This window comes from Bacillus sp. J41TS8 (assembly GCF_018333035.1).
In the GTDB taxonomy this organism is placed as follows: domain Bacteria; phylum Bacillota; class Bacilli; order Bacillales; family Bacillaceae; genus Bacillus; species Bacillus paralicheniformis.
Genome location: NZ_BORF01000001.1, coordinates 142,709 through 165,966, shown reverse-complemented (window position 1 = coordinate 165,966; position 23,258 = coordinate 142,709). Strand labels below are relative to the sequence as shown.

30 protein-coding genes and 3 pseudogenes are annotated in these 23,258 nt (G+C 37.1%); 30 read left to right on the top strand and 3 right to left on the bottom strand.

Annotated elements, in window-relative coordinates:
• The first annotated feature begins 61 nt into the window (after positions 1-61).
• The 5 genes and pseudogenes from thrC (at position 62) to KI350_RS00950 (ending at position 4,984) form a co-directional block, all read left to right on the top strand.
• The gene (thrC, locus tag KI350_RS00970) at positions 62-1,165 is read left to right on the top strand and encodes a threonine synthase (protein ID WP_059231292.1); all 1,104 of its coding nucleotides are present in this window, start codon (positions 62-64) and stop codon (positions 1,163-1,165) included.
• Positions 1,166-1,210: 45 nt separating this feature from the next.
• Positions 1,211-2,186 (top strand): annotated as a pseudogene (locus KI350_RS00965) (asparaginase).
• Positions 2,187-2,255: 69 nt separating this feature from the next.
• Positions 2,256-2,597, top strand: a complete 342-nt coding sequence (locus tag KI350_RS00960; protein WP_223254775.1) for a RidA family protein — start codon at positions 2,256-2,258, stop codon at positions 2,595-2,597.
• Positions 2,594-3,700, top strand: coding sequence for a D-TA family PLP-dependent enzyme (locus tag KI350_RS00955; protein ID WP_059231238.1), 1,107 nt, complete (start codon positions 2,594-2,596; stop codon positions 3,698-3,700). Before KI350_RS00960 ends, KI350_RS00955 begins: the two co-directional genes overlap by 4 nt.
• Positions 3,701-3,742: 42 nt before the next feature.
• A complete protein-coding gene (locus KI350_RS00950) occupies positions 3,743-4,984 on the top strand; it encodes an alanyl-tRNA editing protein (RefSeq protein WP_059231240.1) in 1,242 nt (413 codons plus the stop codon).
• 80 nt (positions 4,985-5,064) lie between these two features.
• On the opposite strand, the pseudogene KI350_RS00945 reads toward KI350_RS00950, so the two are convergent.
• Together KI350_RS00945 and KI350_RS00940 are read right to left on the bottom strand one after the other, a co-directional pair.
• Positions 5,065-5,370, bottom strand: a pseudogene (locus KI350_RS00945) (sigma-70 family RNA polymerase sigma factor); the annotation flags it as partial.
• Between the two features lie 5 nt (positions 5,371-5,375).
• Entirely contained in the window at positions 5,376-6,989 is a 1,614-nt protein-coding gene (locus KI350_RS00940; RefSeq protein ID WP_085059463.1) for a recombinase family protein, read from the bottom strand.
• Positions 6,990-7,204: 215 nt separating this feature from the next.
• Between KI350_RS00940 and KI350_RS00935 the strand changes: the two genes are divergently transcribed.
• From KI350_RS00935 to KI350_RS00925, 3 genes are all read left to right on the top strand, one after another.
• The gene (locus KI350_RS00935) at positions 7,205-7,441 is read left to right on the top strand and encodes a hypothetical protein (protein WP_050824034.1); all 237 of its coding nucleotides are present in this window, start codon (positions 7,205-7,207) and stop codon (positions 7,439-7,441) included.
• A gap of 82 nt (positions 7,442-7,523) precedes the next feature.
• Positions 7,524-8,642 carry an AimR family lysis-lysogeny pheromone receptor gene (locus KI350_RS00930; protein ID WP_212930418.1) on the top strand — a complete coding sequence of 373 codons (1,119 nt, stop codon included), beginning with the start codon at positions 7,524-7,526 and terminating at the stop codon, positions 8,640-8,642.
• Positions 8,639-8,809: a hypothetical protein gene (locus KI350_RS00925; RefSeq protein ID WP_158320242.1), complete on the top strand. Its 171-nt coding sequence runs from the start codon at positions 8,639-8,641 to the stop codon at positions 8,807-8,809. The genes KI350_RS00930 and KI350_RS00925 overlap by 4 nt, the downstream gene beginning before the upstream one ends.
• Before the next feature lie 234 nt (positions 8,810-9,043).
• On the opposite strand, the gene KI350_RS00920 is transcribed toward KI350_RS00925, so the two are convergent.
• Complete coding sequence (locus tag KI350_RS00920) at positions 9,044-9,448, bottom strand: helix-turn-helix domain-containing protein (protein ID WP_085059440.1); 405 nt, start codon at positions 9,446-9,448, stop codon at positions 9,044-9,046.
• A gap of 182 nt (positions 9,449-9,630) precedes the next feature.
• Between KI350_RS00920 and KI350_RS23340 the strand changes: the two genes are divergently transcribed.
• The 22 genes and pseudogenes from KI350_RS23340 to KI350_RS00815 all read left to right on the top strand — a co-directional run bounded on the left by KI350_RS23340 (position 9,631) and on the right by KI350_RS00815 (position 23,250).
• Positions 9,631-9,837: a helix-turn-helix transcriptional regulator gene (locus KI350_RS23340; protein WP_003186613.1), complete on the top strand. Its 207-nt coding sequence runs from the start codon at positions 9,631-9,633 to the stop codon at positions 9,835-9,837.
• 40 nt (positions 9,838-9,877) lie between these two features.
• The gene (locus KI350_RS00910; protein ID WP_095346001.1) at positions 9,878-10,924 is read left to right on the top strand and encodes a hypothetical protein; all 1,047 of its coding nucleotides are present in this window, start codon (positions 9,878-9,880) and stop codon (positions 10,922-10,924) included.
• Positions 10,925-10,937: 13 nt separating this feature from the next.
• The gene (locus KI350_RS00905) at positions 10,938-11,087 is read left to right on the top strand and encodes a BH0509 family protein (protein ID WP_128993896.1); all 150 of its coding nucleotides are present in this window, start codon (positions 10,938-10,940) and stop codon (positions 11,085-11,087) included.
• 309 nt (positions 11,088-11,396) lie between these two features.
• Positions 11,397-11,618: a hypothetical protein gene (locus KI350_RS00900; RefSeq protein WP_095345999.1), complete on the top strand. Its 222-nt coding sequence runs from the start codon at positions 11,397-11,399 to the stop codon at positions 11,616-11,618.
• Positions 11,615-11,950: a hypothetical protein gene (locus KI350_RS00895; RefSeq protein ID WP_176523205.1), complete on the top strand. Its 336-nt coding sequence runs from the start codon at positions 11,615-11,617 to the stop codon at positions 11,948-11,950. The genes KI350_RS00900 and KI350_RS00895 overlap by 4 nt, the downstream gene beginning before the upstream one ends.
• Positions 11,941-12,198, top strand: a complete 258-nt coding sequence (locus KI350_RS00890; RefSeq protein WP_035334326.1) for a hypothetical protein — start codon at positions 11,941-11,943, stop codon at positions 12,196-12,198. The genes KI350_RS00895 and KI350_RS00890 overlap by 10 nt, the downstream gene beginning before the upstream one ends.
• Before the next feature lie 25 nt (positions 12,199-12,223).
• Complete coding sequence (locus KI350_RS00885) at positions 12,224-12,397, top strand: DNA strand exchange inhibitor protein (protein ID WP_095345997.1); 174 nt, start codon at positions 12,224-12,226, stop codon at positions 12,395-12,397.
• 38 nt (positions 12,398-12,435) lie between these two features.
• On the top strand, positions 12,436-12,786 hold the full coding sequence (locus KI350_RS00880) for a hypothetical protein (protein ID WP_085059435.1): 351 nt from the start codon (positions 12,436-12,438) through the stop codon (positions 12,784-12,786).
• A gap of 35 nt (positions 12,787-12,821) precedes the next feature.
• A pseudogene (locus KI350_RS00875) lies at positions 12,822-14,188 on the top strand (DNA cytosine methyltransferase).
• Between the two features lie 13 nt (positions 14,189-14,201).
• Complete coding sequence (locus KI350_RS23145; RefSeq protein ID WP_255265629.1) at positions 14,202-14,324, top strand: hypothetical protein; 123 nt, start codon at positions 14,202-14,204, stop codon at positions 14,322-14,324.
• 73 nt (positions 14,325-14,397) lie between these two features.
• Entirely contained in the window at positions 14,398-14,601 is a 204-nt protein-coding gene (locus KI350_RS00870; RefSeq protein ID WP_095345993.1) for a hypothetical protein, read from the top strand.
• 79 nt (positions 14,602-14,680) lie between these two features.
• On the top strand, positions 14,681-14,971 hold the full coding sequence (locus KI350_RS00865) for a hypothetical protein (RefSeq protein WP_095345992.1): 291 nt from the start codon (positions 14,681-14,683) through the stop codon (positions 14,969-14,971).
• Positions 14,972-14,997: 26 nt separating this feature from the next.
• Positions 14,998-15,315 carry a hypothetical protein gene (locus tag KI350_RS00860; RefSeq protein WP_126430454.1) on the top strand — a complete coding sequence of 106 codons (318 nt, stop codon included), beginning with the start codon at positions 14,998-15,000 and terminating at the stop codon, positions 15,313-15,315.
• Positions 15,316-15,488: 173 nt separating this feature from the next.
• Positions 15,489-15,944, top strand: coding sequence for an ArpU family phage packaging/lysis transcriptional regulator (locus KI350_RS00855; RefSeq protein ID WP_003186624.1), 456 nt, complete (start codon positions 15,489-15,491; stop codon positions 15,942-15,944).
• 74 nt (positions 15,945-16,018) lie between these two features.
• Positions 16,019-17,020 (top strand): hypothetical protein, encoded by a 1,002-nt coding sequence (locus KI350_RS00850; protein ID WP_095345990.1) that lies wholly within the window; start codon positions 16,019-16,021, stop codon positions 17,018-17,020.
• Between the two features lie 91 nt (positions 17,021-17,111).
• Positions 17,112-18,197, top strand: a complete 1,086-nt coding sequence (locus KI350_RS00845) for a DUF262 domain-containing protein (protein ID WP_176523204.1) — start codon at positions 17,112-17,114, stop codon at positions 18,195-18,197.
• A gap of 1,082 nt (positions 18,198-19,279) precedes the next feature.
• Positions 19,280-19,450: a hypothetical protein gene (locus KI350_RS00840; protein WP_164971866.1), complete on the top strand. Its 171-nt coding sequence runs from the start codon at positions 19,280-19,282 to the stop codon at positions 19,448-19,450.
• A gap of 29 nt (positions 19,451-19,479) precedes the next feature.
• Positions 19,480-19,650: a hypothetical protein gene (locus KI350_RS00835; RefSeq protein WP_176523203.1), complete on the top strand. Its 171-nt coding sequence runs from the start codon at positions 19,480-19,482 to the stop codon at positions 19,648-19,650.
• A gap of 3 nt (positions 19,651-19,653) precedes the next feature.
• Entirely contained in the window at positions 19,654-22,407 is a 2,754-nt protein-coding gene (locus tag KI350_RS00830) for a hypothetical protein (protein WP_095345986.1), read from the top strand.
• A gap of 56 nt (positions 22,408-22,463) precedes the next feature.
• Positions 22,464-22,703: a hypothetical protein gene (locus KI350_RS00825; RefSeq protein WP_003186632.1), complete on the top strand. Its 240-nt coding sequence runs from the start codon at positions 22,464-22,466 to the stop codon at positions 22,701-22,703.
• 21 nt (positions 22,704-22,724) lie between these two features.
• Positions 22,725-22,958: a pilin gene (locus KI350_RS00820; RefSeq protein WP_003186634.1), complete on the top strand. Its 234-nt coding sequence runs from the start codon at positions 22,725-22,727 to the stop codon at positions 22,956-22,958.
• Positions 22,959-23,061: 103 nt separating this feature from the next.
• Positions 23,062-23,250 carry a hypothetical protein gene (locus KI350_RS00815; RefSeq protein WP_095345984.1) on the top strand — a complete coding sequence of 63 codons (189 nt, stop codon included), beginning with the start codon at positions 23,062-23,064 and terminating at the stop codon, positions 23,248-23,250.
• Positions 23,251-23,258: the final 8 nt, after the last annotated feature.

Genomic DNA, 23,258 nt, shown 5'->3' with positions numbered 1-23,258 from the left:
TTATATAAAAAAATATATAAAATATAAAAAAGTATATAATCAGAGGGAGGATCTAAACGTGATGGAGCAGTATCAATGTCATGCTTGCGGTACGAAATACAATGTGTCTGAACAAGTATGGAAATGTCAGTGTGGCGGAGTGTTAGACCTTATAAAAGAAAAAGTAGAAAGGTCCAATTCAAAAGTAATCAAAGACATTCCTTCTATGTGGAGATATATTGATGCTATGCCATTTGATCGTGAGTCGGTTATATGGAGAGGCATTACCATGGGGGAGGGATACACACCTTTAATCGTGTTAGACAGCGAAGAGCCAAATACTTTTGTGAAAGTGGATTACATGATGCCGACTTTGTCTTTTAAAGATCGAGGTGCGGCTGTATTAATTGCCAAGGCAAAGGAGCTGGGAGTGAAGCATGTAATAGCCGACAGCAGCGGAAATGCAGGAACTTCGATTGCAGCTTACGCGAAGCGGGCTGACATTGCATGTGACATCTTTCTTGGAAAAGGGACATCACCTAAAAAAATCGCACAGGTGAAAGCCCATGGGGCCAAAGTTCGCGAAATCGAAGGCACAAGAGAAGATGTAGCTGAAGCAGCACAAAATGCTGTGAATGAAGAGAAAAAATTCTATGCCAGTCATGTGTATAATCCATTTTTCTATGAAGGAACAAAAACATATGCCTATGAAATTTGGGAACAAATGAACGGAGCGCCTGATACGCTTATCATTCCAGTTGGAAATGGCACGTTATTGCTCGGGGCCTACTATGGATTTAAAGAATTATTGGAGAAAAAATGTATAGAAAAAATGCCAAAGCTCGTTGCAATACAGGCAGAGAATTGTGCGCCGTTGGCAGAGGCATTTATCAGTAATCAACAAGAAGCTAAACCCGTCGAAAACAGCGGGACACTTGCAGAAGGCATTGCGATTGCCAAACCGGCAAGGTCTGTTCAAATATTAGAAGCCATCCGTGTCACGAACGGCAACATGATAACAGTGAATGAGGGAGAGATTTTAAAAGCTCGTACAGCATTAGCAAGTAAAGGTTTTTATGTAGAGCCTACAACAGCTGCTAACTATGCAGGTTATTTAAAATACAATCGTGCTTTTAATGAAAAAATCGTGATTCCATTATGCGGTGCTGGGATTAAATCTAATTAATATCTAAACGGAAATCTTATTATGAGAAAAGGGGAGTAGTACAGTATGGAAAACAAGAAAATCATTTTCTGAGTACTGGAGGGACAATTGCAAGTAAGCCTAATCCTGAAACAGGTCTATTAGAAGCTGGTGTTATGACAGGTGAAGAACTTTCTGAAATGTGTCAGCTGCCTTCTCATATAGATATTGAAATCAAGTCAGTATTTCAAATGTCAAGCAGTCATATGACATTTCATCACCTTAATATTCTAAAAGAAAATATAGAGAGTTCCTTCAGGAGTGAGGATGTTGCTGGAATTGTGATATCGCATGGGACAGATACCCTTGAAGAGACTTCATATTTCCTTGATCTGGTTATTTCTGACGAAAGGCCGGTCGTGTTAACGGGGTCACAAAGAGGACCGACACTTGAAGGTACAGATGCATTTGTGAACTTAAGGCAAGCTTTCTTATTAGCGGCACATCCTGATGCGCGAGGCTTTTAGGGGTAACAGTGTTGTTTAATGAGCGTATATTTGCGGCTCGTTATGTGAAAAAGCAGCATGCGTCAAATGTTGATGGGTTTTTCTCACCGGGATTCGGTTATTTGGGAACGGCCGATCAAGATGAGATCGCAATTCATCAAAGATTAATCAAGCGTGAGACGTATCAGCTGATTCAACCATTGCCAAATGTAGAACTTATTAAGTGTTCACTTGGATCTGACGGAAAGTTTATAGATTATGCAGTTAAGTGCGGAAGTGCAGGAATCATTATTGAGTCGCCGGGAAGAGGCCATACGGCTCCAGCAATATTTGAAAGTGCAAAGAAAGCCGTAGAGAAAGGGATTACTGTCGTTCTGACAACAAGTGCTGACGAAGGTGAAGTCAAGGGAGTTTATGGATTCAAAGGAAGTGCTTCAGCATATGCAGATGCCGGAATCATACTAGGCGGCAGCTATGACAGTAAGAAAGCAAGGGTCAAACTGGCTGTTTTGCTGGCTGCTGGACAGAAGATTGATGAGGCTGGCTTTAAATATTAGGAATAATAGGGGGAGATTATATTGAAGCCTGTACACACTAAGTATTCAACACGGGATGGGGGCCATTACGTGCCAGCCATGGAACACAATGGTGTTCTCTATATTTCAGGGCAGTTGTCGATGAATCCTGAAACGGGGAAAATTCCAGCTGGGGGCATAAAAGAAGAAGCAAAACAGGCATTGGCAAATATGGAGCTTGTCCTCAAGGAACGGGGATTAGCCAAGGAAGATGTGATATTATGCAGACTTTATACCCCAGATGTAAAGTATTGGCCGGATATCAATGAGGTTTATGCTCATTTCTTCGGCAATCATAAACCGGCAAGAGTAGTTGTTCCATCAAATCATTTATATGCCGGATGTCTGGTGGAAGTTGAAGCCATTGCAGCGATAAAGGAGGAGGCACAATGAATGATTTACAATTAGATACACCAGCTCTTTTAATCGATAAAGACGTGATGTTAAGCAATATGAAGGATATGCAAAATTACGCTAATGAACAGAAAGTAGATTTACGACCTCATACAAAAACACATAAAATGCCTACATTAGCTAAACGACAAGAAGAAATGGGAGCTACAGGAATCGCTGTAGCGAAAGTAGGAGAAGCTGAAGTGATGGCGAGAAATGGTTTAAAAGATATCTTTATCGCAAATGAAATTGTTGGGAAATCAAAGATTGAACGTATTAGAAAACTATCTGAAACGATTGATATCTCTTTTGGAATCGATAGTGCGTATCAAGTACGTGAAATTGAAGAAGTATTTGAAGGAGCCACAAGGAAAGCCCAAGTGTTAGTGGAAATTGAAGTAGGAGAACAACGCTCCGGGATTATTGAAGAAGATGATTTTCGTACTTTATTAAAATTAATCAAATCGTGTAAAAATGTCGAGTTTAAAGGAATCTTCTCACATGACGGACATTCTTATAAAGCGAAAAGTGTAGCACATTGTAAAGAGCTCTATAAAGAAAGTGTAGAACGAACATTACATTTTGCCCGAATTGCGGAAGAAATGGATCTAAAGCCGAAAGTGGTTAGTATTGGCTCTACTCCTCCCTTCATGTTTAAGTTTGATATTCCAGAGGGAGTTACAGAAATTAGACCTGGCACTTACATTTTTATGGATGCCTCACAAGCAAATGTAATTGGTACGTATGATCGCTGTGCAGCTTCTATACTCACAACCGTGATTAGTAAACCAACAAAAGAACGAGTCATTACAGATGTAGGGGCCAAGGGAATTACTGCCCAAACACGAAGTGAAGGGCTTACTGCAACCAAAGGGCTTGGCCGTATCAAAGAATACGAGGACGTTTATATTCATGGCGTATTCGACGAACATGCTATTATTTACAATGAAGACTTTAGCAATCAAGTGAATATAGGAGATAAGGTTCAAATTATTCCTAATCATATTTGTCCGGTTGTTAATTTACATGAAAAAGCCTATCTAGTCTCTAATGGAGAGGTTGTAGAGGAATTAGACATTGAAGCTAGAGGAAGGCTTCAATAATTAAAGAGCCAAAAGCCTAATTAAAAAATAAGGGGAGATGACATGAGCCTGAATCATCACAAACTATTTTACAAAGATCCCTATCTTAAAACGTTTGAAACGAAAATCTTGAAACAACAACAGGACAAAAAAGGTGATTTTTACATTACCCTAGAGGAAACAGCCTTTTATCCAACAGGCGGGGGCCAGCCCCATGATACAGGAACATTGAACGGAGTCAAAGTTTTAAACGTTGAAGAGGTCGATGGAGAAATTCGTCATTATGTAGAAAGGGCTTTACCGCATTTAGATGATCAGGTTGTTGGGGTTATTGATTGGGAACGGCGTTTTGATCACATGCAACAGCACACCGGTCAGCATATCTTGTCGGCGGCATTTGCACAGTTGTACGATATTCATACAGTTGGATTCCATCTTGGAAATGACACCGTTACCATTGACCTTGACATATCAGAATTAACAGAGGAAATGGCAGGCAAAGCAGAGAAGCTTGCAAACGACATAATAATGGAAAACAGAGCCATCGTCACAAAGTGGGTGGAATATGATGACTTAGTAAATTATCCAATTCGAAAACTTCCATCTGTAAAAGAAAATATTCGTCTTGTCATTATTGATGAATTTGATTACAACGGATGCGGCGGAACACATCCTAGTGCTACAGGGGAAGTCGGAGCAATTAAAGTATTGAATTGGGAAAGACAGAGAAAAAAAATTCGTTTGTCTTTTGTATGCGGTAATCGGGTCATAACCCAATTCGATCAAAAACAAAAGGTAATCGTTGAATTGACTGGATTACTTAATCGTCCTGAAGGGGAATTAAGTGTATCTGTTAAACAGTTACTTGAAAACGCAAAGAAGCTAGACAAAGCGCTCCAAGAATCTAATGAAAAAATACTTCAATATGAAGCCAATGAATTATTAGCCAAAAGCACCATTCAAAATGATACTGTAATGATGATTGAAACATTTTCGGATCGATCGATTCAAGAACTTCAAAAGCTAGCAAAAATGATCGCTGATCGAGAAAAACGGGCCCTTATTTTTTTCTTATCAGAGAACGATCATCGCTTCCAATTGGTTTGCGGGCGAGGAGAAGCAAATAAAATGGATATGAGAACCCTCATGCAAGAAAGCCTTTCCCTCATTGATGGAAAAGGTGGAGGTAATAAAATGTTCGCTCAAGGTGGAGGGACTGCTTCATTAACAAAAGAGGCATTTATGAAAAATGTTATGAACATGATAGCAACACAAATAAAATCAGAATTCAACAGACCTCTGTAACTGGATAACAAGCTCTCACTTTTATTGAGGGCATAGAGGAAAGAAATAGAAGCCGGATTATTAGACCGGCTTCTGCGGCATTACTTCCCCTTCGCCTTCTTCCGCTTCTCCTTCTCCGCCCTGTAAAACTCATGAAACATCTTCATCAGCGCCCGCTTTTCAATCCGCGACACATAACTTCGCGAGATCCCAAGCTCTTTCGCGATTTCGCGCTGCGTTTTCTCTTTCTTCAAATCAAGGCCGAAGCGGCCGACGATGACTTCTTTTTCTCTGCCGTCAAGGATATCGATGTATTTTTTCACTTTTTCAAGCTCCATATTGAGCTGGATGGTGTCGATGACGTCTTCATTTTCCGATTTGAGGACATCGATGAGGCTGATTTCATTGACTCCTAGACTTTATCCGTTTTTGTTTCGTTAAAGTGATAAAGGATTGGCTGGTTTTGTTCAGGAAGCTTTGGGTAAATCACAAGTTCGAATTCATCCCTCATTTGGTGCTTCTCTTTGTTATAAACTGCTTTGTGTAATATGGATTTTAACATTGCGTTCTTTTTCTTTGGGTCATCAGTTTTGAAGTATAGATCCAAAATGTTTTCATAATGCGGAAGGATATCTTTTATATTCTGTTTTTTCTGTTGCTGAGTTGTTTTAAGTTCTTGCTCGATCTTTTTAATGTTTGTCTTCAGTTCATCGAGCGTTGTCGTAATCACCTGTGACCTCTCTAGAAATATCTCTTCACTGTAAATACCTCTTTCTAATAACTCAAACAACTTTATTTTTTGCTTTTCTGTTTGTTTTAACTCATTTTTTAATGAAGCAAGTGCTGCTTTTTTAATTTCTACTTCCTGCTTTTCGTTTTCTTCATTTGCTTGATTTTCAAAAAGATCCCATTGGGCCTTGTAGTCTGCCAACCAATCTTGTAATCCCTGTAATAATCTTTGTTCGATTAATTCAAAATTTGAAGCCTTATTCTGACACCTTGGGGCATTGTAGCACTTAAGATGTGGTTTTTGTTTAGTGTATGGTCTATAGATCATAGAGGCACCACATTTATTGCATCTGATTAATCCTGCTAAAGGATTTGTAATACCACTTATAAGATGATATGGAACGTGGTACTTTGTTTTTAAAATTTCTTGTGCTTTATTGAATGTTTCGAGACTTATCAGCGCTTCGTGTTTTCCTTCAACATCAATCCATTCTTCTTTGGGTCTTGTTCTTGCTTCTTTCTTACCTGGCCCCGTCCTTTTTATATCTTTCTTTTTCCATTGTATACGGCCAGCGTATATTGCATTTTTAATTATGGCTAACACTGAGGAACTGTGCCATGGTCTTCCTCTTTTTGTTTTAACACCCATTTCATTTAATTTATTTGCAATTGCTGAACTTCCTAACCTTTTTTCTGGGATGGGGTCTGTATACCAACTATAAATCAATTTGACTATTTTCGACTCCTCAGGAACAGGAGCAAGAGTTCTAGTTTTATATGACTTTACAATTTCATAGCCATAAGGGGGATGTGTGCCTAAATAATTTCCTTCTTTAACACTGTCAATTCTGCCTCGCTGTAATCTTCTTGTTGTTTTTTTTAATTCTCTGCGGGACATGAATGTTTCGAATTCTGTATGTTCTTCATCTATTTCATTATTTAAATCGTAAATTTTTAGCGGTGTTATTATTTTTGTATCTGACTCTTTGAAAGTTTCGAGAATCAACCCTTGCTCTTGCATGTTGCCGCGTCCCAGGCGCTCAATATCGATGACTAAGACGCTGTCATATTTCTTTTCTTCGACTTCCTTCAACAGCTGCATCATCTCAGGACGATTAAATAATTTATCACCTGAAACAATTTCCTTGCGGATTTTTACAATATTTAAATTATTATTTTTCGCATATTCCAAAAGGTGTTTTTTATGTTTTTCAAGAGTTTCACCTTCTCCTTTTGCTTCAGCTTCCATGTCTGCCCTTGATTTTCTTAAATAAATTGCTGTTCTGTTAAACCTCATTCTGTTCAATGGTGCCACCTCTTATTCCGTTATCTGCTAATAGAATTATAGCAAAAACTTGACTTATATTCATAAAAATCCAATATAGGGATTGTCAACATTGACTATAAGTGCTATATTAGAGTCAGAAAAAGCGTCATATATGTCAATTTGAAATATAATCATATTTTTTTGGTTTTGTGCGTCATATATGTCATGTCGAGGGGAGGATAAATGTGAGTGTTGTCCCACTTCAGGATGAGCATATGTATCACTTAAGAGGTGATACAGCAATGACTGAACAAAAGAAAACTCATCCACAATACGCCAAGGAACTTAAGTATGGAAATACAGTTGTTCGTATTGCTAAACCTGATCCTGTTGACGAAAATCAAAAACAAAAAATTTTAATGGATTATCACCAGGCCGGCTGGGCAATACTTGGGGAACTGTTAACCAAAAATGACAAATAGCAGAAAATTTTTAATTGATCGTCAATTATCGACACATTTTTTGTATTGTTTGTGTTAAATTTGATCGAAAAATGGTGATGGAATGGTGAGTGAAAAAAACATAAGAAAACACCTCAAACAAGTCATGGAAAGTAAAAATTTAACCCAAAAGCAAGTCTCAACAAACATTAACATAAGCGAGGCTCATTTAAGTAAATTCATGAGTGGAAAAGAAATAGTTTTATCAATGGTTTTGGATTTAGTATTATTTCTTGACCCGGAAAACGAAGTTGAATTGATGACGAATTATCTCATGGAAATAAAAAGAAAGAAAAATAAAAGAATCGCGTTGGAATATGCTCATACAAGACAGATTCAGAGATTATCTGAATACCTAATTCAACAAGGTTTAAATGACTCAAATAACGAAGTCCGCGAGTGGAGTCAGATATACCAATGGCAACTCCAAGCAAAGCGAACAGACTATAATGAGCGAGAGTTTCTTAATGAGCTAAAAAATTTCAAGGCACATAGCCTTGAAATGGAAGCGTTATTGATGATACTTGAAATGTACGGCTTCTTTTACAATCAAAAATATGAAATTTCATATCACTATGTCGAGGAAATTAAACTTAAACTGGATGCTGTTACAGATCCATTTATCAAAAAAGCATTTTCAGTTCGTTTAGACGAAGCTCTCGCTCACATTGCTTTAAAGTATAATGATGATGAGATAGAAGCCAGAACAGCTGCATCCAGAATTCTTGATGCCAAGTTAGGACCAACATTTGATTCTACAGCATTTTTTATTCTAGGTCTTTCTTATATGACAGAATCTTATGAAGACTCTTATCATTTTTTTAAGAAATGCCTATTAATAAATAAGGAAATCGGTCGATATAATGTAGTGGAGGATCTTAAAGAACAGATTTCAATTCTGCAACTATATTGGGGCCAGCCGGTTGAATTCTCCCAAAATATCTTTATCAAACAACTGATGCATGGAGAAAGCAGCACAGTGGACTACTCCTCTGATAAACAAAAACAGGCATTTTTACTTTTATTTGAGGGGATTAGGGAAGCCGATTGTGATAAGTTATTGCTATCAATGCATTTGTTTGTAAATAATAAAGATCGTTTCAGGGCAAGGTTACCCAAAATTCAATTACTTAAAATAGACTCCTTTAAAAATTCAAATTTAAAGGAGGTGATTATGTTATGAAAAAGCTTGCAGCAACAGTAATATTGGTAGCTGTTTTACTTATTGGAGCTGCTGTGTTTATCCCTGTTTTTTCACCAGCAAGTTCTACAAAACTTGCTGATCCACCAATTGGATTAAAAACTATTGAAGAGAATGTTTTGAGCCAGCAGTCAAAACACTTTTCATAAAAAAAGACGTTACCTTATGGTGGCGTCTTTCGTACTTCTAGTAACTATTTCTTATTTTTAAAAACAAAAAAATAAGAAATATCTTGATATAGGTTTATGAATTTCCGGTTTCAAATTACAATAAGAACAAATGTTCTATAATAAGGAGAGAGAGAAAATGAAAATCAACTATGAAGAATTTCTAAAAATTTTATTGAAAAAAATAAGAGAAGAGAAGAAGCTAACTAAAATTTCTTAGTTAGATCTTCCTTCGTTTTTTGAATTCCTGTATACTTCCAACACATTTAACATTACGCGAAGTTCATCGTCAGTAACTTCTTTGTCTTGGTATTTAATGAATTCGAATTTCTCTTTAATCTTATCTAATGACAAGTCAGGTTCAAATAGTAATTCTTTTTGAGCGTCAGAAAATTCATTTAACTCATCATCCTCAATAAAAAAATATGAAATGTGAACATTTAAGATATCGGCTATACGTTCTAATAACTTAAGTGAAACAGGTTGCCCTTTTTCGACCTTAGATAAGTAACTGTCCGATACACCAAGTTTTTCTGCAAGCTTTCTTTGTGAATAGTCCCGTTTATCTCTAATTTTTCTGAGCTTTCGGCCCACAAGCTTTGCGACTGCATTGTTTTTCAATATTACACCTTCTTTGCCATATACTAAGTGTTATGCTTTAGCATGTCATTTGATATTATACCATGACAACTTGACATATAGTTTAAAAATTCGATCTTGCACCTTGTAAAAGCTTTTTAAAGGTGCTATACTCTTTTTGGGTGCGTCATATATGTCAAGTTTATAAAGTATAGGCGGTGTTTATGTTGAAAGATAACTTTAATGGCGAGGAACTAAGAAGGAAGAGGAAGAAAAGAAAGCTAACTCAAAAAGAGCTAGGAAAGCTGGTTGATGTATCGGATTCCTATATTAGCAAGATCGAACTGGGTAACTCAGTTCCGAGTTTGAGATTGTTAAATAAAATTTCGGTTGTCCTAGGTTCTTCAATAAAAGATTTTTTTTGCTCTTAGTGCGTCATATATGTCAAGTTGAAATGAGGGATGTATGTATATGAATCAAGATTTTAGGAATGTGAGGAAGCAGGCATTTACAATGCTTTCTAATGCTGCTGTAAATGATCCGGAGCTGAGTCTGGAGGCTAAAGGGCTGTTATTGATCTTTTTAAGCAATGCACCCAATTGGAAAATCATAATGCCTGAAATTATAAGCAGAAGCAAAAACGGAAGGGATGCTCATTACAAAGTTATAAACGAGTTAATCAAGGCAGGATATTTTAACAGGCTGACCATACGAGAGCACGGGAAAGTTGGGAAGATCAAAAAGACTCAATACATTTTTAGTGACAACAAAAAGGATGTTATTGAAGAAACCGCATTGATCAATAAGGAGCTTGAGGAAATATATCAACGCTACCAAAACTCAAAGAAAAAGAAACCGAAGAAGAAGGAAAAAACACCATATTCTGAAAACCAGGAAGTGGATAAAACAAAGCAAACAGAAGGCGCTCTTTCAATTCCTGAAAATCAGGATATGGAACTTTTTCCTGGAAACCAGGATACGGATTCAATTCCTGATAATCCGGATTCGGAGAACACGGAGCTTGAAAATAAGAGTGAAACCCTAGAGCCACAAGAGTTTGGAGATTCTTCTAATAATACTAATAATAATAGATACATAAAAGAAACATTATTAGAAACCTCCCCTGAACATATTGATCCTAAACTTGAAGGTTTAATGAAAAAAAGTTTAGAGTCCGTCTTACCAAATCAGATATATAACACCTTGAATGTTTTTTGCCCTACATTCAACGAAATGTATGAAATGTATGGAATCCTCTTGCGAGCAAAAAGCACAGTATCAAAAAAATACAATATCAACATCATGCTCGAAGATTTTGAAGAAGAGATACATTCATCACTTTTGGCAGCCATCAGAAAAATAAAGACAGATAAAAGCATAAAAACTAAAGAAAACTACATTTACATCAGTCTTTACAACAAGTGTGAGGAGATTGCAAGATCGCTAAAACCATCTAAAAACCAAAAACATCAACTGGACGATAACGTAGTCCCTTTTTACAACTGGTTAGAGAACTAGGAAGGTGAGATTTATGACGGTTGAAGAGCGTAATGAAAAAATCGAATGGATACACCTTATAGAGAATTATGGAAAAGAAAGTCTGAAAGGGAAAAGTGACGAGGAAATTGAGAAACTCTATAGGCTTGCCGTTTTAAAACAAACCGACGCTATGTATGTATAAAAAATATCAGTTGTTTAGAAGGAGGATGTATTCAAAATGAAGAGTGATAGGAACGAATCGATTATTAAGAAGATCCGAGGTCTTTTGGCTATTGCGAATTAAGCATCGGCCTGAGCTGGGAAAGGAAAGATAATATGGCATATAGAGTCTTTGATGATCGTACAGATGAAACAATTTTTGAAGCGTTTGAGAGTGAAGATTGTGTATGGTTCATTGAATGTAACTATGATGAGAATGATGACGATTATGAATATATTTACATCGAGAAAATAAAGTAGCGGCCGAGGCCAGGGAGGGGAATGAGAAAAAATGAAACGAGTGAAATTAAGTCAGAAACAATTACAACTATGCGACTTACTGGATGAATTATCGGAGCAGGTAAACGTCGTTATTCATGAAGCTGTGCTAGGAAGGACATCGAATCGGCTATCTCTAATAGAGAACGGTGCAAAGGAAGCAGAAAGGCTTTCTAAAGAAATTCAAAAACATGTAAATTCAATGAGACGGAAAAAACGGGAGGCGGCGGAGTGAACGAACAAATTTTTATAGACTATTCGCGAAGTATTACCAAGGAAGAAGAAAAACAAATTGATCAAGAGATCGACGAGTATTTAAAGCAGAGAAAAAAGCGCGTCCAAAGGCAACGGCGGGAACTGATCGAAAAAGCGCGGTCTTCCCATGTGCCCGAACACGATCTTGACTTTGAAAATATGACGAATAAGCAGGTCCAGAATCATATAAAATTCATCGAAAAAACGTTCGAAATGGCTTTCAGCAAGAATGAAAATAAGTTGTTTGAAGAATGTCAGCGGCATATATCAAGAAGTTCAGGAGATGACGGGGGAAATGAAGGATGGAATTAGGCGCGGATTTAACGGGTTATCAAATAGGTAAATTACAACACGCTTTCGGACTTGATTATTCAAAAAAGCCTTATCGAAATTATTTTTATTGCAGTGAAAGCAATAACGAATGGGACGACATGTGCCGGAAGGGATATGCAATAAAAAAAGTGAACAGCGATTATGAAATTGTTTATTCCGGCACTTTAAAAGGTCTAAGAACAGTTTTTAGAAAAAACATCACAAGAAAATATTTTGAGTCAATTTAGGCTGAAGCTGGGGAGGGTTGGTTAGGTGAGTGGTGTTAGCACCAAATTTTCATACAAACAACTACACACATTAAAACATGCTTTATTAAAGCATATGCAACGTGAGGGCATAGCAGATAACGACATTAAAAGTGAACAGGCTTTGCTATTAAAAATCAATTATCAAATTGAAAAAATGAAAGAACGTTACAATATTTAGTTTACCGAAACTGAGATCGGTGCCGGGAAGGAGAAAAAATGGGGATTAATCATGCTAAACAAAATAAAAAGAAGTTGAAAAATTTAAAAGAGAATCTTTCTATAGGCTTTATTTCCGGAGTCCCTATAATTCTTTTTTTCTGCTTTTTAGTTTTTGCCTTTCATTTTTTATCAATTGCTGTTGCAGAAATGAAAGATGAACGAGTGAAAGCAGAGTCAATGAGATATAACGTGGTTTCAAAAGAATTAAATGTTTCCCGAAAGCATTTGTTAGTAGAAAAACGCGCATTTTCTGATTTGTATGAAGTCAACGCTAATGGTGATCGCTACTTAGTTGAATTTAATGATGATTGCACAAAATTAAAACGAATAGTCAAAGATAGTAAGTAAGCCTATAGGTAGAGAAAAAAGAGGTGATGTGACAGGTGAAACAGCTCAATTTGTTTAGAGAAATCATAGTAGATAACTTCGCGGGCGGAGGCGGGGCAAGTACCGGAATAGAAATGGCGACTGGCCTTTCAGTAGATATAGCAATTAATCATGACCCTGCTGCTATTGCAATGCACAAAGTAAACCATCCCGATACTGAGCACTATTGCGAGTCAGTTTGGGAGGTAGATCCACAGGAAGCAACCAAAGGCCGACCTGTCGCTTTATGTTGGTTTAGTCCTGACTGCAAGCACTTTTCAAAAGCCAAAGGTGGAAAACCCGTGGAAAAGAAGATCCGGGGTCTTGCCTGGGTTGCGGTTCGATGGGCGGCAACGGTACGCCCGAGAGTAATCATTTTGGAAAACGTCGAAGAGTTTCAGACTTGGGGGCCATTGACGAAAGACGGGCTACCTGACCCGAGGAAAAAAGGCAGCACATTTCGGTCTTTTGTCAGGGCATTACAACGACAAGGATATAAAGTGGAATGGAAAGAGTTAAGGGCGTGTGATTATGGCGCACCGACAATTCGGAAACGCCTGTTCTTAATTGCACGCCGGGATGGTCGCCCGATCGTTTGGCCAAAACCAACACACGGAGATCCAAAAAGCGCGACAGTCAAAAAAGGCATGCTTAAACCATGGCGAACGGCTGCTGAGATCATGGACTGGTCAATCGAAACACCATCTATTTTTAACAGAAAAAAGCCTTTATCAGAAAATACGTTACGGCGAATCGCCCGCGGCATCCAGAGGTTTGTTATAGAGAGTAAAAAGCCTTTCGTGGTAGGAAATCACGGTAGATCACTTATTCAAATGGGTTACGGTGATCCGGAAGGCCGGCGGGTGCTGGATTTAAAAAAGCCTCTTGGAACTATCACGGCGGGCGGAAATAAATTCGCTATGGCCACAAGCCACTTGATCAAACTTCGCGGCACTTGTAAGGACGGTCAGCCAGTTACAAATCCTATGCCAACGGTTACAGCGGGCGGGCTACATGTGGGAGAAGTTAGGGCCTTTCTAACCAAATATTACGGTTCGGATATCGGGCAGTCTTTGGACAATCCCCTTCATACAGTCACAACAAAGGATCGTTTTGGATTGGTCACAATAAAGGTGAAAACTATCAAATCGCGGACATAGGCATGCGGATGCTTCAGCCGCATGAATTATTTGCGGCCCAAGGATTCCCGAGTGATTACGTGATTGATAGAGACATAAACGGGGTGAGGTACTCAAAAGCGAAACAGGTCGAGCGGTGCGGAAATGCTGTTCCCCCGCCGTTTGCGGAGCATCTTGTCAGAGCAAATCTTCCTGATCTTTGTATAAGTGCACATATGACCAAATATACAAAAGAGGCTAACTAAGGAGGAGCTTGGTTTGTGGATTAATCAAGAGCTTATTGTGAAGGCTATTTTAATTATTATGGCGGCAGGTATCTTGTTTGGTTTGATTGCATTTATTAGGATTGCTGCTTATTTGTTTGGGGCTTTTTGTAAATAAACGTATGGCTTAGTTAGATCAACTGAGCTATGTGTATCAAATTATGAGAAAAGCAAACTAAGGAGGAATGAAGATGGGGCCAGAAGAGAAGAAAGAGATTTTGCAAATGAGCTTATTTATTGCAGTAATAGTTGGAACGGTTATAGGGGTTCTTTATTATTTTGCTGCTGATATAAAATATTTTTTTGAACGAAATGTGTTAGCTGCTGCAATTTGTTTGGGAGTAATATACTTTGTAAGTATTTTCGTTTTGTGTCTTTCGATTTTCAAAAGGTAGTTTCGGTAAGGTAGCTGGAGAGTTTAGATAGGCTGTTAAATCGAATGCTGTATGAAACATAAAGGAGAGGATGATCTGAATGGAAATGAAACTAAGTGAGTCAATTAAATATTTTGAAATCGATGAACCATATTATGCGTTGATTGCAGCAGATGATGAAAATAAGGCGGTTGAAGTGTATGTCGAAGGGGTTGCTGATGATGATGGAACTTTGAAGGACAGCATAAAAGAAGTTGGACGCATGTATGCTCTAGCACTATTCTGTCAGAATGTTGGACGTAACAATCCGGAAATCACTGTAGAAAAAGCTATTAGTGATTTCGAAGATAGAAAAAACGACACTTTGATCATAGATGGAAGTTTGCTATGAAAATAAAACGAAAGGAGTTTAATAACATGAGTTATCCTCTGGTCCAAGATATTAATCAAGTGTTATATGGGAATGAGATGTCACCTGAGTTATCGATCTTGTCGGCTGTTCTTACGGACTTCGTAAATACTCGAAGTGTTGATGATGCTTTAAGCCGATTTCAATTAATGTTTTTAATAGCCGCACTATTGAACTGGAAAGAAGATGATTTATATGACCTGGTTGGCTATGCTAATGCATTTATCTTCAACAGAGAGACAGGTATTTCAACATCTGATTTTGTAGCTGCAATTAGAAAGTCTCAAGAGAAATCAACAAAAGTAACCCTGCATCGAGTAAATTGATACTCCTTCATAAATAAAAGGAACAAAAAGGGGCCATGTAGCAGCACAAAAATCTGTTTAATAAAATATTATTAATATATGTTGATTATTTTAGTGTGAGGTCTTATAATATGAATATGTTAATAATATATTAATAAATAGGAGGAAAAAGATTGAACGGGGAGATGATCTGATTGCTTCTGAAAGAACCAACTAAGAAACAAGAAGATAAAATTATAAAATCGGTGCTGAGAGAGTTCAAAAAGTATCATAGATGTTTATTGGTATTAGAAGAGAATCAACTCCCAAAAATAACAGCATCCTATACTTTTAATGAATCGAGTACAGTGAACAACCAATTTCACTCTTCAACAGAAAGTACGGCGATCGCTAACATAGAGGCTCAGGAATTCATTACCTCTCTCTTGAAGAGAATTGATCGTTTGAAGCCTAGGTATAGGAAAATCATTTATGAATACTACATCAAAACCGATGAACCGAATGTGATTGAAATCAGTAATATGCTGCATGTTACAGAATCCCACTTTCACAGGCTGAAAAGAAATGCGTTGATTACGTTAGGATATGCGCTGGGTTATGCAACTGAAGAGATAGACAGCGATTCTAATAGTGGGAATGAAGCACTTTAGAAAATGTCATCTTAGACGATAAAAATAAGGGTTCCTTTTTGTTCCTAAATTATTACATTAAAGGAGAGTACATTATGAAAAAACTAATCGCTTTAATTGTGTTCTTTGGAATTTCACTTTCTTCTTTCTTTGGTGGGCAAGTTACATATGCATGGTATTCTCCGGATGCTCCCGGAAAAGACTCTATCACAATTACAACAGACAACACTTTTGATAATCGAGCAAGACCAAACGGTGATTTGCGAAATGAGGTTACCGGCTATTATGCCCATGGTGAATTTTATGTTGACGGTTCTTATTTAGGTCCTGTGACAAACGGCCAAAAGGTTAAAATGTTTTCAACCAACGGAACATATATTTTAACTGTACATACTGTAGTCAAATCAAAAGAACAGCCAAAACCAGAACCGAAGCCAGAACCAAAACCACAGCAGCCAAAGAAAGACAATAACTCGAAGTCATCATCAAAACAACAGGATTCAACATCTAGTAGGCCGTCAAAACATAAATCAAATTCAAATAAAAAAGAAACACCTCGCTCGCAATCTAAACCAAAATCTTATACACCAAAAAAAGAAAAGATATCTAAGCCAAAAGAAGTCCAAACCAAAAAAGAAAGTAAAGGATCTTCTACCGAAAGCAGCACAAACAAAAGCAAAGAGATTCCAAAGGGAGAAGTTGTAACAGTAGAAAAAGACGGTGTGAAAATCCCAATGAAAAACCCTGAAGATCATGTCAATGTCAATCCTCGTGAGGCAAAAGAAGAATCTAAAAATGATAAGAGCGATAGCGAGAAAAAAGATGATAAGAAGAATGAGAATAAGGACAACAAAGAGGACAAAAAACAGGATAGTGAAAAGGCTCAAGATCAAAATAGTCAAAATAACAACACAAGCCCGTCCAACTCATCAAAATCGAAGGATGAAGGGCAAGGAAGCTTTTCGCCAATCGTTATCACTGGTGTTGCATTAGGAGCAGGTGCCGCGACTGTTGCCGGAGCTGCGGCTATTTCCCCAAGCTTCAGACGAACTTTACAATCTCTGTTCAGAAAGGTGACGGGAATTTTTAAAAAGTAAAAGATAGATTGATTTTTACTCACGCCCACTAATCAGATTATTGATTAGTGGGTGTTATGAAAAAATTAATCTTAAAGGAGCTATGTTTATTATGGAGACTTCAACAATTAGCTGGTCAGTAGGTCAATTTAAAGCTTTATACGACAATGAAAAGATTAATCTTGACTATCCTATCCAGCGTCCTCCAGGTCAATGGAAACAGAAAGAGGGAGAAGGATTTATTAATTCTTTAGCGGATGATTATCCTGTGCCAGCTCTTTATTCAACATTTCATGATGCAAACAAAAAATCTGATGGTAGCTTTTTTAAAAAAGATAAAAGTAACGTGAAAATTTATGACATTATTGATGGACTGCAAAGGTTGACGACCATATTTTCTTATCTTGACAATAAATGGGCTACTTCTGATGAGATGGATAAAGAAGATGCGTGGGTTTACATAAATGATGAAGAGTACAATATCGAAGGGAAATTCTTTAAAGATCAGCATCCCGCGGTCCAAGACAAAATCAAAAGCAGAATGCTTACGTTATATAAAGTGGAAGGTACTGAACGAGAAATTTTGAGACTATTCTATAAGTTGAATAGTGGTAAGGGCTTAACCAACCAACAAAAGTCAAAAGCAAAAATGGGAGTGAAATGGGCGAATATTTTTGCTGATTTGAGAAATCATCCTACCATGAATAATGTTTTTCACTTTTCTGATACACAATTAAAAAACTCAGATAACGAGACAGCTTTGCTACAATCCATGATGCTGCTTGATAACAATTATGAATTCAGAGATTTTTCTGCAAAGGAAATCGGCATATATTCCTTCACTTTTAATCAAGATGTTGAAAATAAAGAAAATCTTATCAAAAACTTAAAATCCACTTTGGACTTTATTAACTCTACCGAGATAAAAAAAGCAAAGAACATTTTAAATAAAACACATTTTCCAATTGTTATGATGACTGCACAATTGTTCATAAAAGAAGGTATAGACAGCACGATCTTCGCGGCATGGCTTGAAGATTTCAGCAAGTCATTAAAAGGTAAAGGTGAGATTCCTACAGGATACAAAGAGTATATGAAAGGCGGATCAACCAAAAGATCAAATGTGCTGGGGAAAATTGAAGAAATGGAAAGACATTGTAAAGAGTTTCTTTTGAAAAAGAGTATTGAAATATTGTAAGGGGAGAAGTAATGTCCCCTTCTTTTAAATTTGGAGAGAAGGGGATTAATAAGGAGGTATACATTTGAAAGATTTTATTAATATTTTTTATGACCCGTATATTGTTTTTCTCACTGTTAGTTTAATCTTTTACTTTGTGGCGAGGCATTACATAAAAAATGGCTGAAACCATACAAACATTCGCGAAAGTATTGAAACGCATATGAATATAGGGTTTGAAAATTCCGAGTTTTCTGGACGCCATAATTAATTGAATAAGATAGGTGAGTAATAGTGATAAGTTTTCTTTTTGTCCTGTTGATCTATATTGTTCCACTTCTAATAATCGCCTATTTTGGGTTTGGCCGATCTTGGAAGAAGACATATGCCGTAGTGATAGGATTTTTAAAAGTAATTTTTATTTATTCCTTTATTGTAGCCTTTTTCGTTTTTCTGTTTTCACTCGCAGTGAAAGGCGTATAACGTCATATGAGAGAGAAGGGATTTAAAAAAGCTCAATCAAATGGACTATCTGGATAAGGAGAAAAAAAGCGAGGGCAGCTATCTTTAAGGAAAGGAGATATATCCAATGACCATCAAGTGGTTACGTTCATATGTAAAAGGAATTATTTTATTGATTGTCTGTATCTATATTGTTTTCTGTGAATATTTCGTCTTGAAAGCATTAACCCCAGGAGGATTAAAGGAAATTCATGATCTGATTTGGATCTTCTAAGGGACTGTATATGATAAGAAAAAGTTAAGAAGTGACAAACAGAAAAAAAGCGGAGGCAGCTAACTTTAATTTGATTTTTGGAAATGCAAGTATCATGCAATTTTGATGTTATTTTTTTGCGAGGATGATGATAGGGAAGTACGTTTTTAAGGTGTTAAGATGATATTGTGGAAATAATGAGTTAGCTTGCATAGTAAGGTTAAGCCCCAAAAGCGATAAAGTATACGACTTGCTTCTGCTGCGTGTAGAGGCGGTATAAAAAACTTAAAATATTAGGGCAATCCTTCACTGTTTAAAACGATTTCCACATAAAAGAACTGGCCTATGGTCAGTTCTTTTATTTTTCAATGAAAGGAGGTGCAGAGTTTTGTCAGAATACAAAGCAGCAATCACACTAGGGATAATTGCGCTTTTTTTGTTTAGTCTAGGTATCGGGTTTGCGACTGGATGGATTCAACCGTTGTTTACACAGATCGGTAAAGGTATGAGCGATATGGTATCGGGTATTTTTAGCGGGATCTCTTCTGCGGGAAAATAAAGCATATTAATTAATGGAGGAATGAAAAAGTGTCAGAATACAAAGCAGCAATCACGTTAGGGATAATTGCACTTTTCTTGTTTAGTCTAGGTATTGGGTTTGCGACTGGATGGATTCAACCGTTGTTTACACAGATCGGTAAAGGTATGAGCGATATGGTATCGGGTATTTTTAGCGGAATCTCTTCCGTAGGGAAATAACCGATGAAATTGCTTGAAATAAAGGATGTGAAGATACTGACAATGAAACCGATGAAGATGCTTCTTCTTGCTTTCTTGAGTTGCCTCCTTTATTTTGTTCTAAATCCTTCGGTAGCTCAAGGAAAAGGATATTCCCCGCATCTTACTGGAAAGGTTTCAACCGGATCACAAGGAAGTAGGGAGGCTGGGTGGACCAGCGGAAATAAGATCGTTTATGACGTATATAGTGGTGTCGATGGGAAGGCAAAATGGAAAATCGAAAATCGGGATTATGGGAAAGGAAAGCAACCATATTTAGAATTTGCCGGCTGGAGTGCATTGGTTGGGTATCATCATCATGACGCTAATAATCAAGCAACGTATATCCAACTGGTAAACGAGAAAAACGGTAAAACTTATACGTATTTGGCTGAACAAAACAGCTTAGATGCTTCAAAGGACTTGGAATATAACAGGAAATCTGCAACTGGCCCTATTTTCAATCCGTGCAGCAATTCAACTTACAACAAATCAAATGAAGTTTGTAATATGTACTACAAAAATGTTGGTTTTGTTGCTCATATTCCTTTAAATGAACTTTTTCATGAAAACACAACAAATGATACTTATGTATTGAAGATTATCAAAAAAGTCGAGAACAATGTGAAATGGGATTATTTGAAAGTGCCTTTTGACTTTGAAGGATTAAACTTTGGTTTAGGGAAAATTTCATTAAGCAGCGGTTTGAACTCCGGTAAGCTCATTATGATGAATGATGGAGTAGCACGGCGTAATTATGCAAGAGAAACGGGTTACTCAGGAGGAAAGTATTTCGAAAAAGGTAGGAGTTACCAACGAAAAACACAAAACGAGAAAAATACTGTGGTTTGGTACGGGGTTAAGAGTCCGCATGATGGCGGGCAAACAAAATGGGCATCAAGTGCATACTGGAAGTTCGGCGGGGAAAATGCTGAATTGTCATATCAAATCAATCAAAAAAAGTGTCCTGATGGATCTACAGTAAATGTTAATCAAACATGCAGTATAAATGTCACCATTAAACATGTTGACGCAAATACTAATGACGTTTTGCGGACAGATAATGAAAAGCTGAAAGTAGGATCATCTTATTCTTATTCTGCTGAAGGAAAAGGCACATTTAAGGACCAAAACAAAAATCCATATGTTGCGTCTCCCTTAAATCAAAAGTTCGAAGGGAGAGCACCGGAAAAGAACCTTTCTTTTGTTTTCAAATATAAAGCTTCTTTGCCTGACCCGAGTGTAATTAAAGAGCTTGAAGGGTCCACACCTGGTATGGCAAAGGGCTATTTTTTATGGGAACTAAGGAGAGTTGATCCTGATCAACCAAGTAAGGTATATACTGAAAATCAATTTGAAATAGTCGGCAAACATTATGCAGTACGAAATATTAACAACGAAGTAATGTCGACGGGTGTTTTTAATGAAAAGAGCGATAAGCCAATGGCTCTGCTTTTAGACTCAGAAAGCGTTAAGGGAAAAAATGTGCATTTTAATTACTCATATGAGTACACCAATCATTATAAACTTAATTATTCCTGCTCTGATCAACAGGGGAGCGACTGCTTTGAATGGACATATAAAGACACGACGCCTGTTTGGGAAAATTCATATAAGAAAATCTTTAATGCAAAGCAGGTTTTTGGGGATAAAATGAGTCTTTTGGTTAATCCGAGTTACGGTAAAACATTCGAAGTTTCAGGCGCCAAGCAGCTTGAAAAGATCTCTGGAAATGAGGATCTGATTGTTGGTAAGAAAAAGGAAATTAATATGGATAAAACGAAAAATGAGCTGACTTTCGATAAAACATATTATGAAAAATTCCAGCAATCCAGAGCTTCTGAGTCCGATGATTACACTTCATTAAAGACTCAATCATGGATTAATATTTCGCCTGGAACAATCGAATATAGCGTAGAGCTGCCTTCCGATTCACACAAGAAGTCTTCATTTAATTTCAATCGGGGGAATGGTTCGAACGGCTATTACTATGCCGTTGATGTTGATAAAAGCCTACAATCAATTTACCGCAACGAAACACCTTATGCGTATTCGAATTATGCTTTTCCCCTTCAGTGGGAAAAGCTAACGGATCAAGGATTACACGGTAATGAAAGAGTGTATGATCTTACCTTTGCAACTGACTACTTTTTTGTTGGGAAGTATACCGGAATCGTTCAGGCTATTCCATACACTCAATATTTGCAGCAATCCCAAATGAAAGGCACATCAATTCCTTCAAGTAGTCAATTTAATAAAAAATTACTTTCAGAAGCAAATCAATATTATCAAAAACAAGCTGGAGAGCCATTCGGTGACAGCTTTTTAAAAACCAACGCTAAAGAAAGTGATGGTTTATATGGATCAAGAAAAGCGTTGCAGCGTTACTATATACCGATTGAATCTGATTCACCTTTGAAACCCAAAAAGACCTATGAAAACATGATTTTGCTGCAAAAGATGGGTTTAAATGATGTGACTCTTTTGTTTGGACAAAGGTTTGAATACGATCGTTATCTTATGGGAAGCGTTGTGGACGATGCATATGTTATTGAACAGCGTGATTCAACAATTCCAATTGAAAAATACCCTCACAGCGTGACAATTACTGCCGATGATCAGAAGAAACTTAATCAAGTCACAAGAGGGAGATCGACAGATTTGCTTTTTGGAATCCGGGAAACGGATCATGCGAGTATATTTGAAAAACTTCAAAAGATTATCAAATTCGGTAAATAAGAACCTATTCCAATGAGAATAGGTTCTTTTTTAGATGCTTAAAGGGGGTGAGGAAAGTGGATATTCAAAATAGAGGCCAACAAGAACCTCAAACAGTATCAAAGCCAAAAAAGAAAACCAAAAAAAGTTCTCGGCCTGCAAACTTTAAAGAGTTTGAAAATGGAGCAAAATCCATTTTAAAAGCCCGCGGTATTGATTACTATGATTGGTTGCATGAACAGCATACTAATCTAGTTAATTCTGTTGTTTTAAACAATATAGATTCAATCGGGCAACTGGTTGATGAGCAGAAATGATTAAAAGGAGTGAATAAGTGAATGAATAATGTCATCACAACAATAAAGAACGTTACAACGACAATTAAACCTGTTGCACCTGTCGTAGCTGGTTTGATCTTGGTCATCATTGGCATAATGTACATGTGTTTTAAAGATGAGCAAAAAAAATCCTCATGTACAAGTTGGATGCTTAATGTTTTAATCGGTTTTGCAATCGTATATTTAGCGATTTCCATCGTGAACTGGTTCTCGGGTCAGGTTGTTGGATATTAGAAAGGAGGCTTGAAAAGGCCTCCTTTTATTTATAGTCGGATAACTTTTAATGATAATACAAGCTCCTTTATAAAAAAATGCTATTTAATTTGGAGGAATTACTTTGAAAAAGAATTTTGTTGCAAGGACAACACATAGTAAAGCAGCAGCGTTGGCAAAGATTGAACAAATTATTAATTCTGGGCAGCTGCTTGAGGTAAAGTCAGAAAAACAAGAGCCCTCTTTAAAAAACTTATACAACAAAGATGGTGATATTTGTTATGAGATCGAGGGATATGCCCCCCCGGATTAATCTTTAAT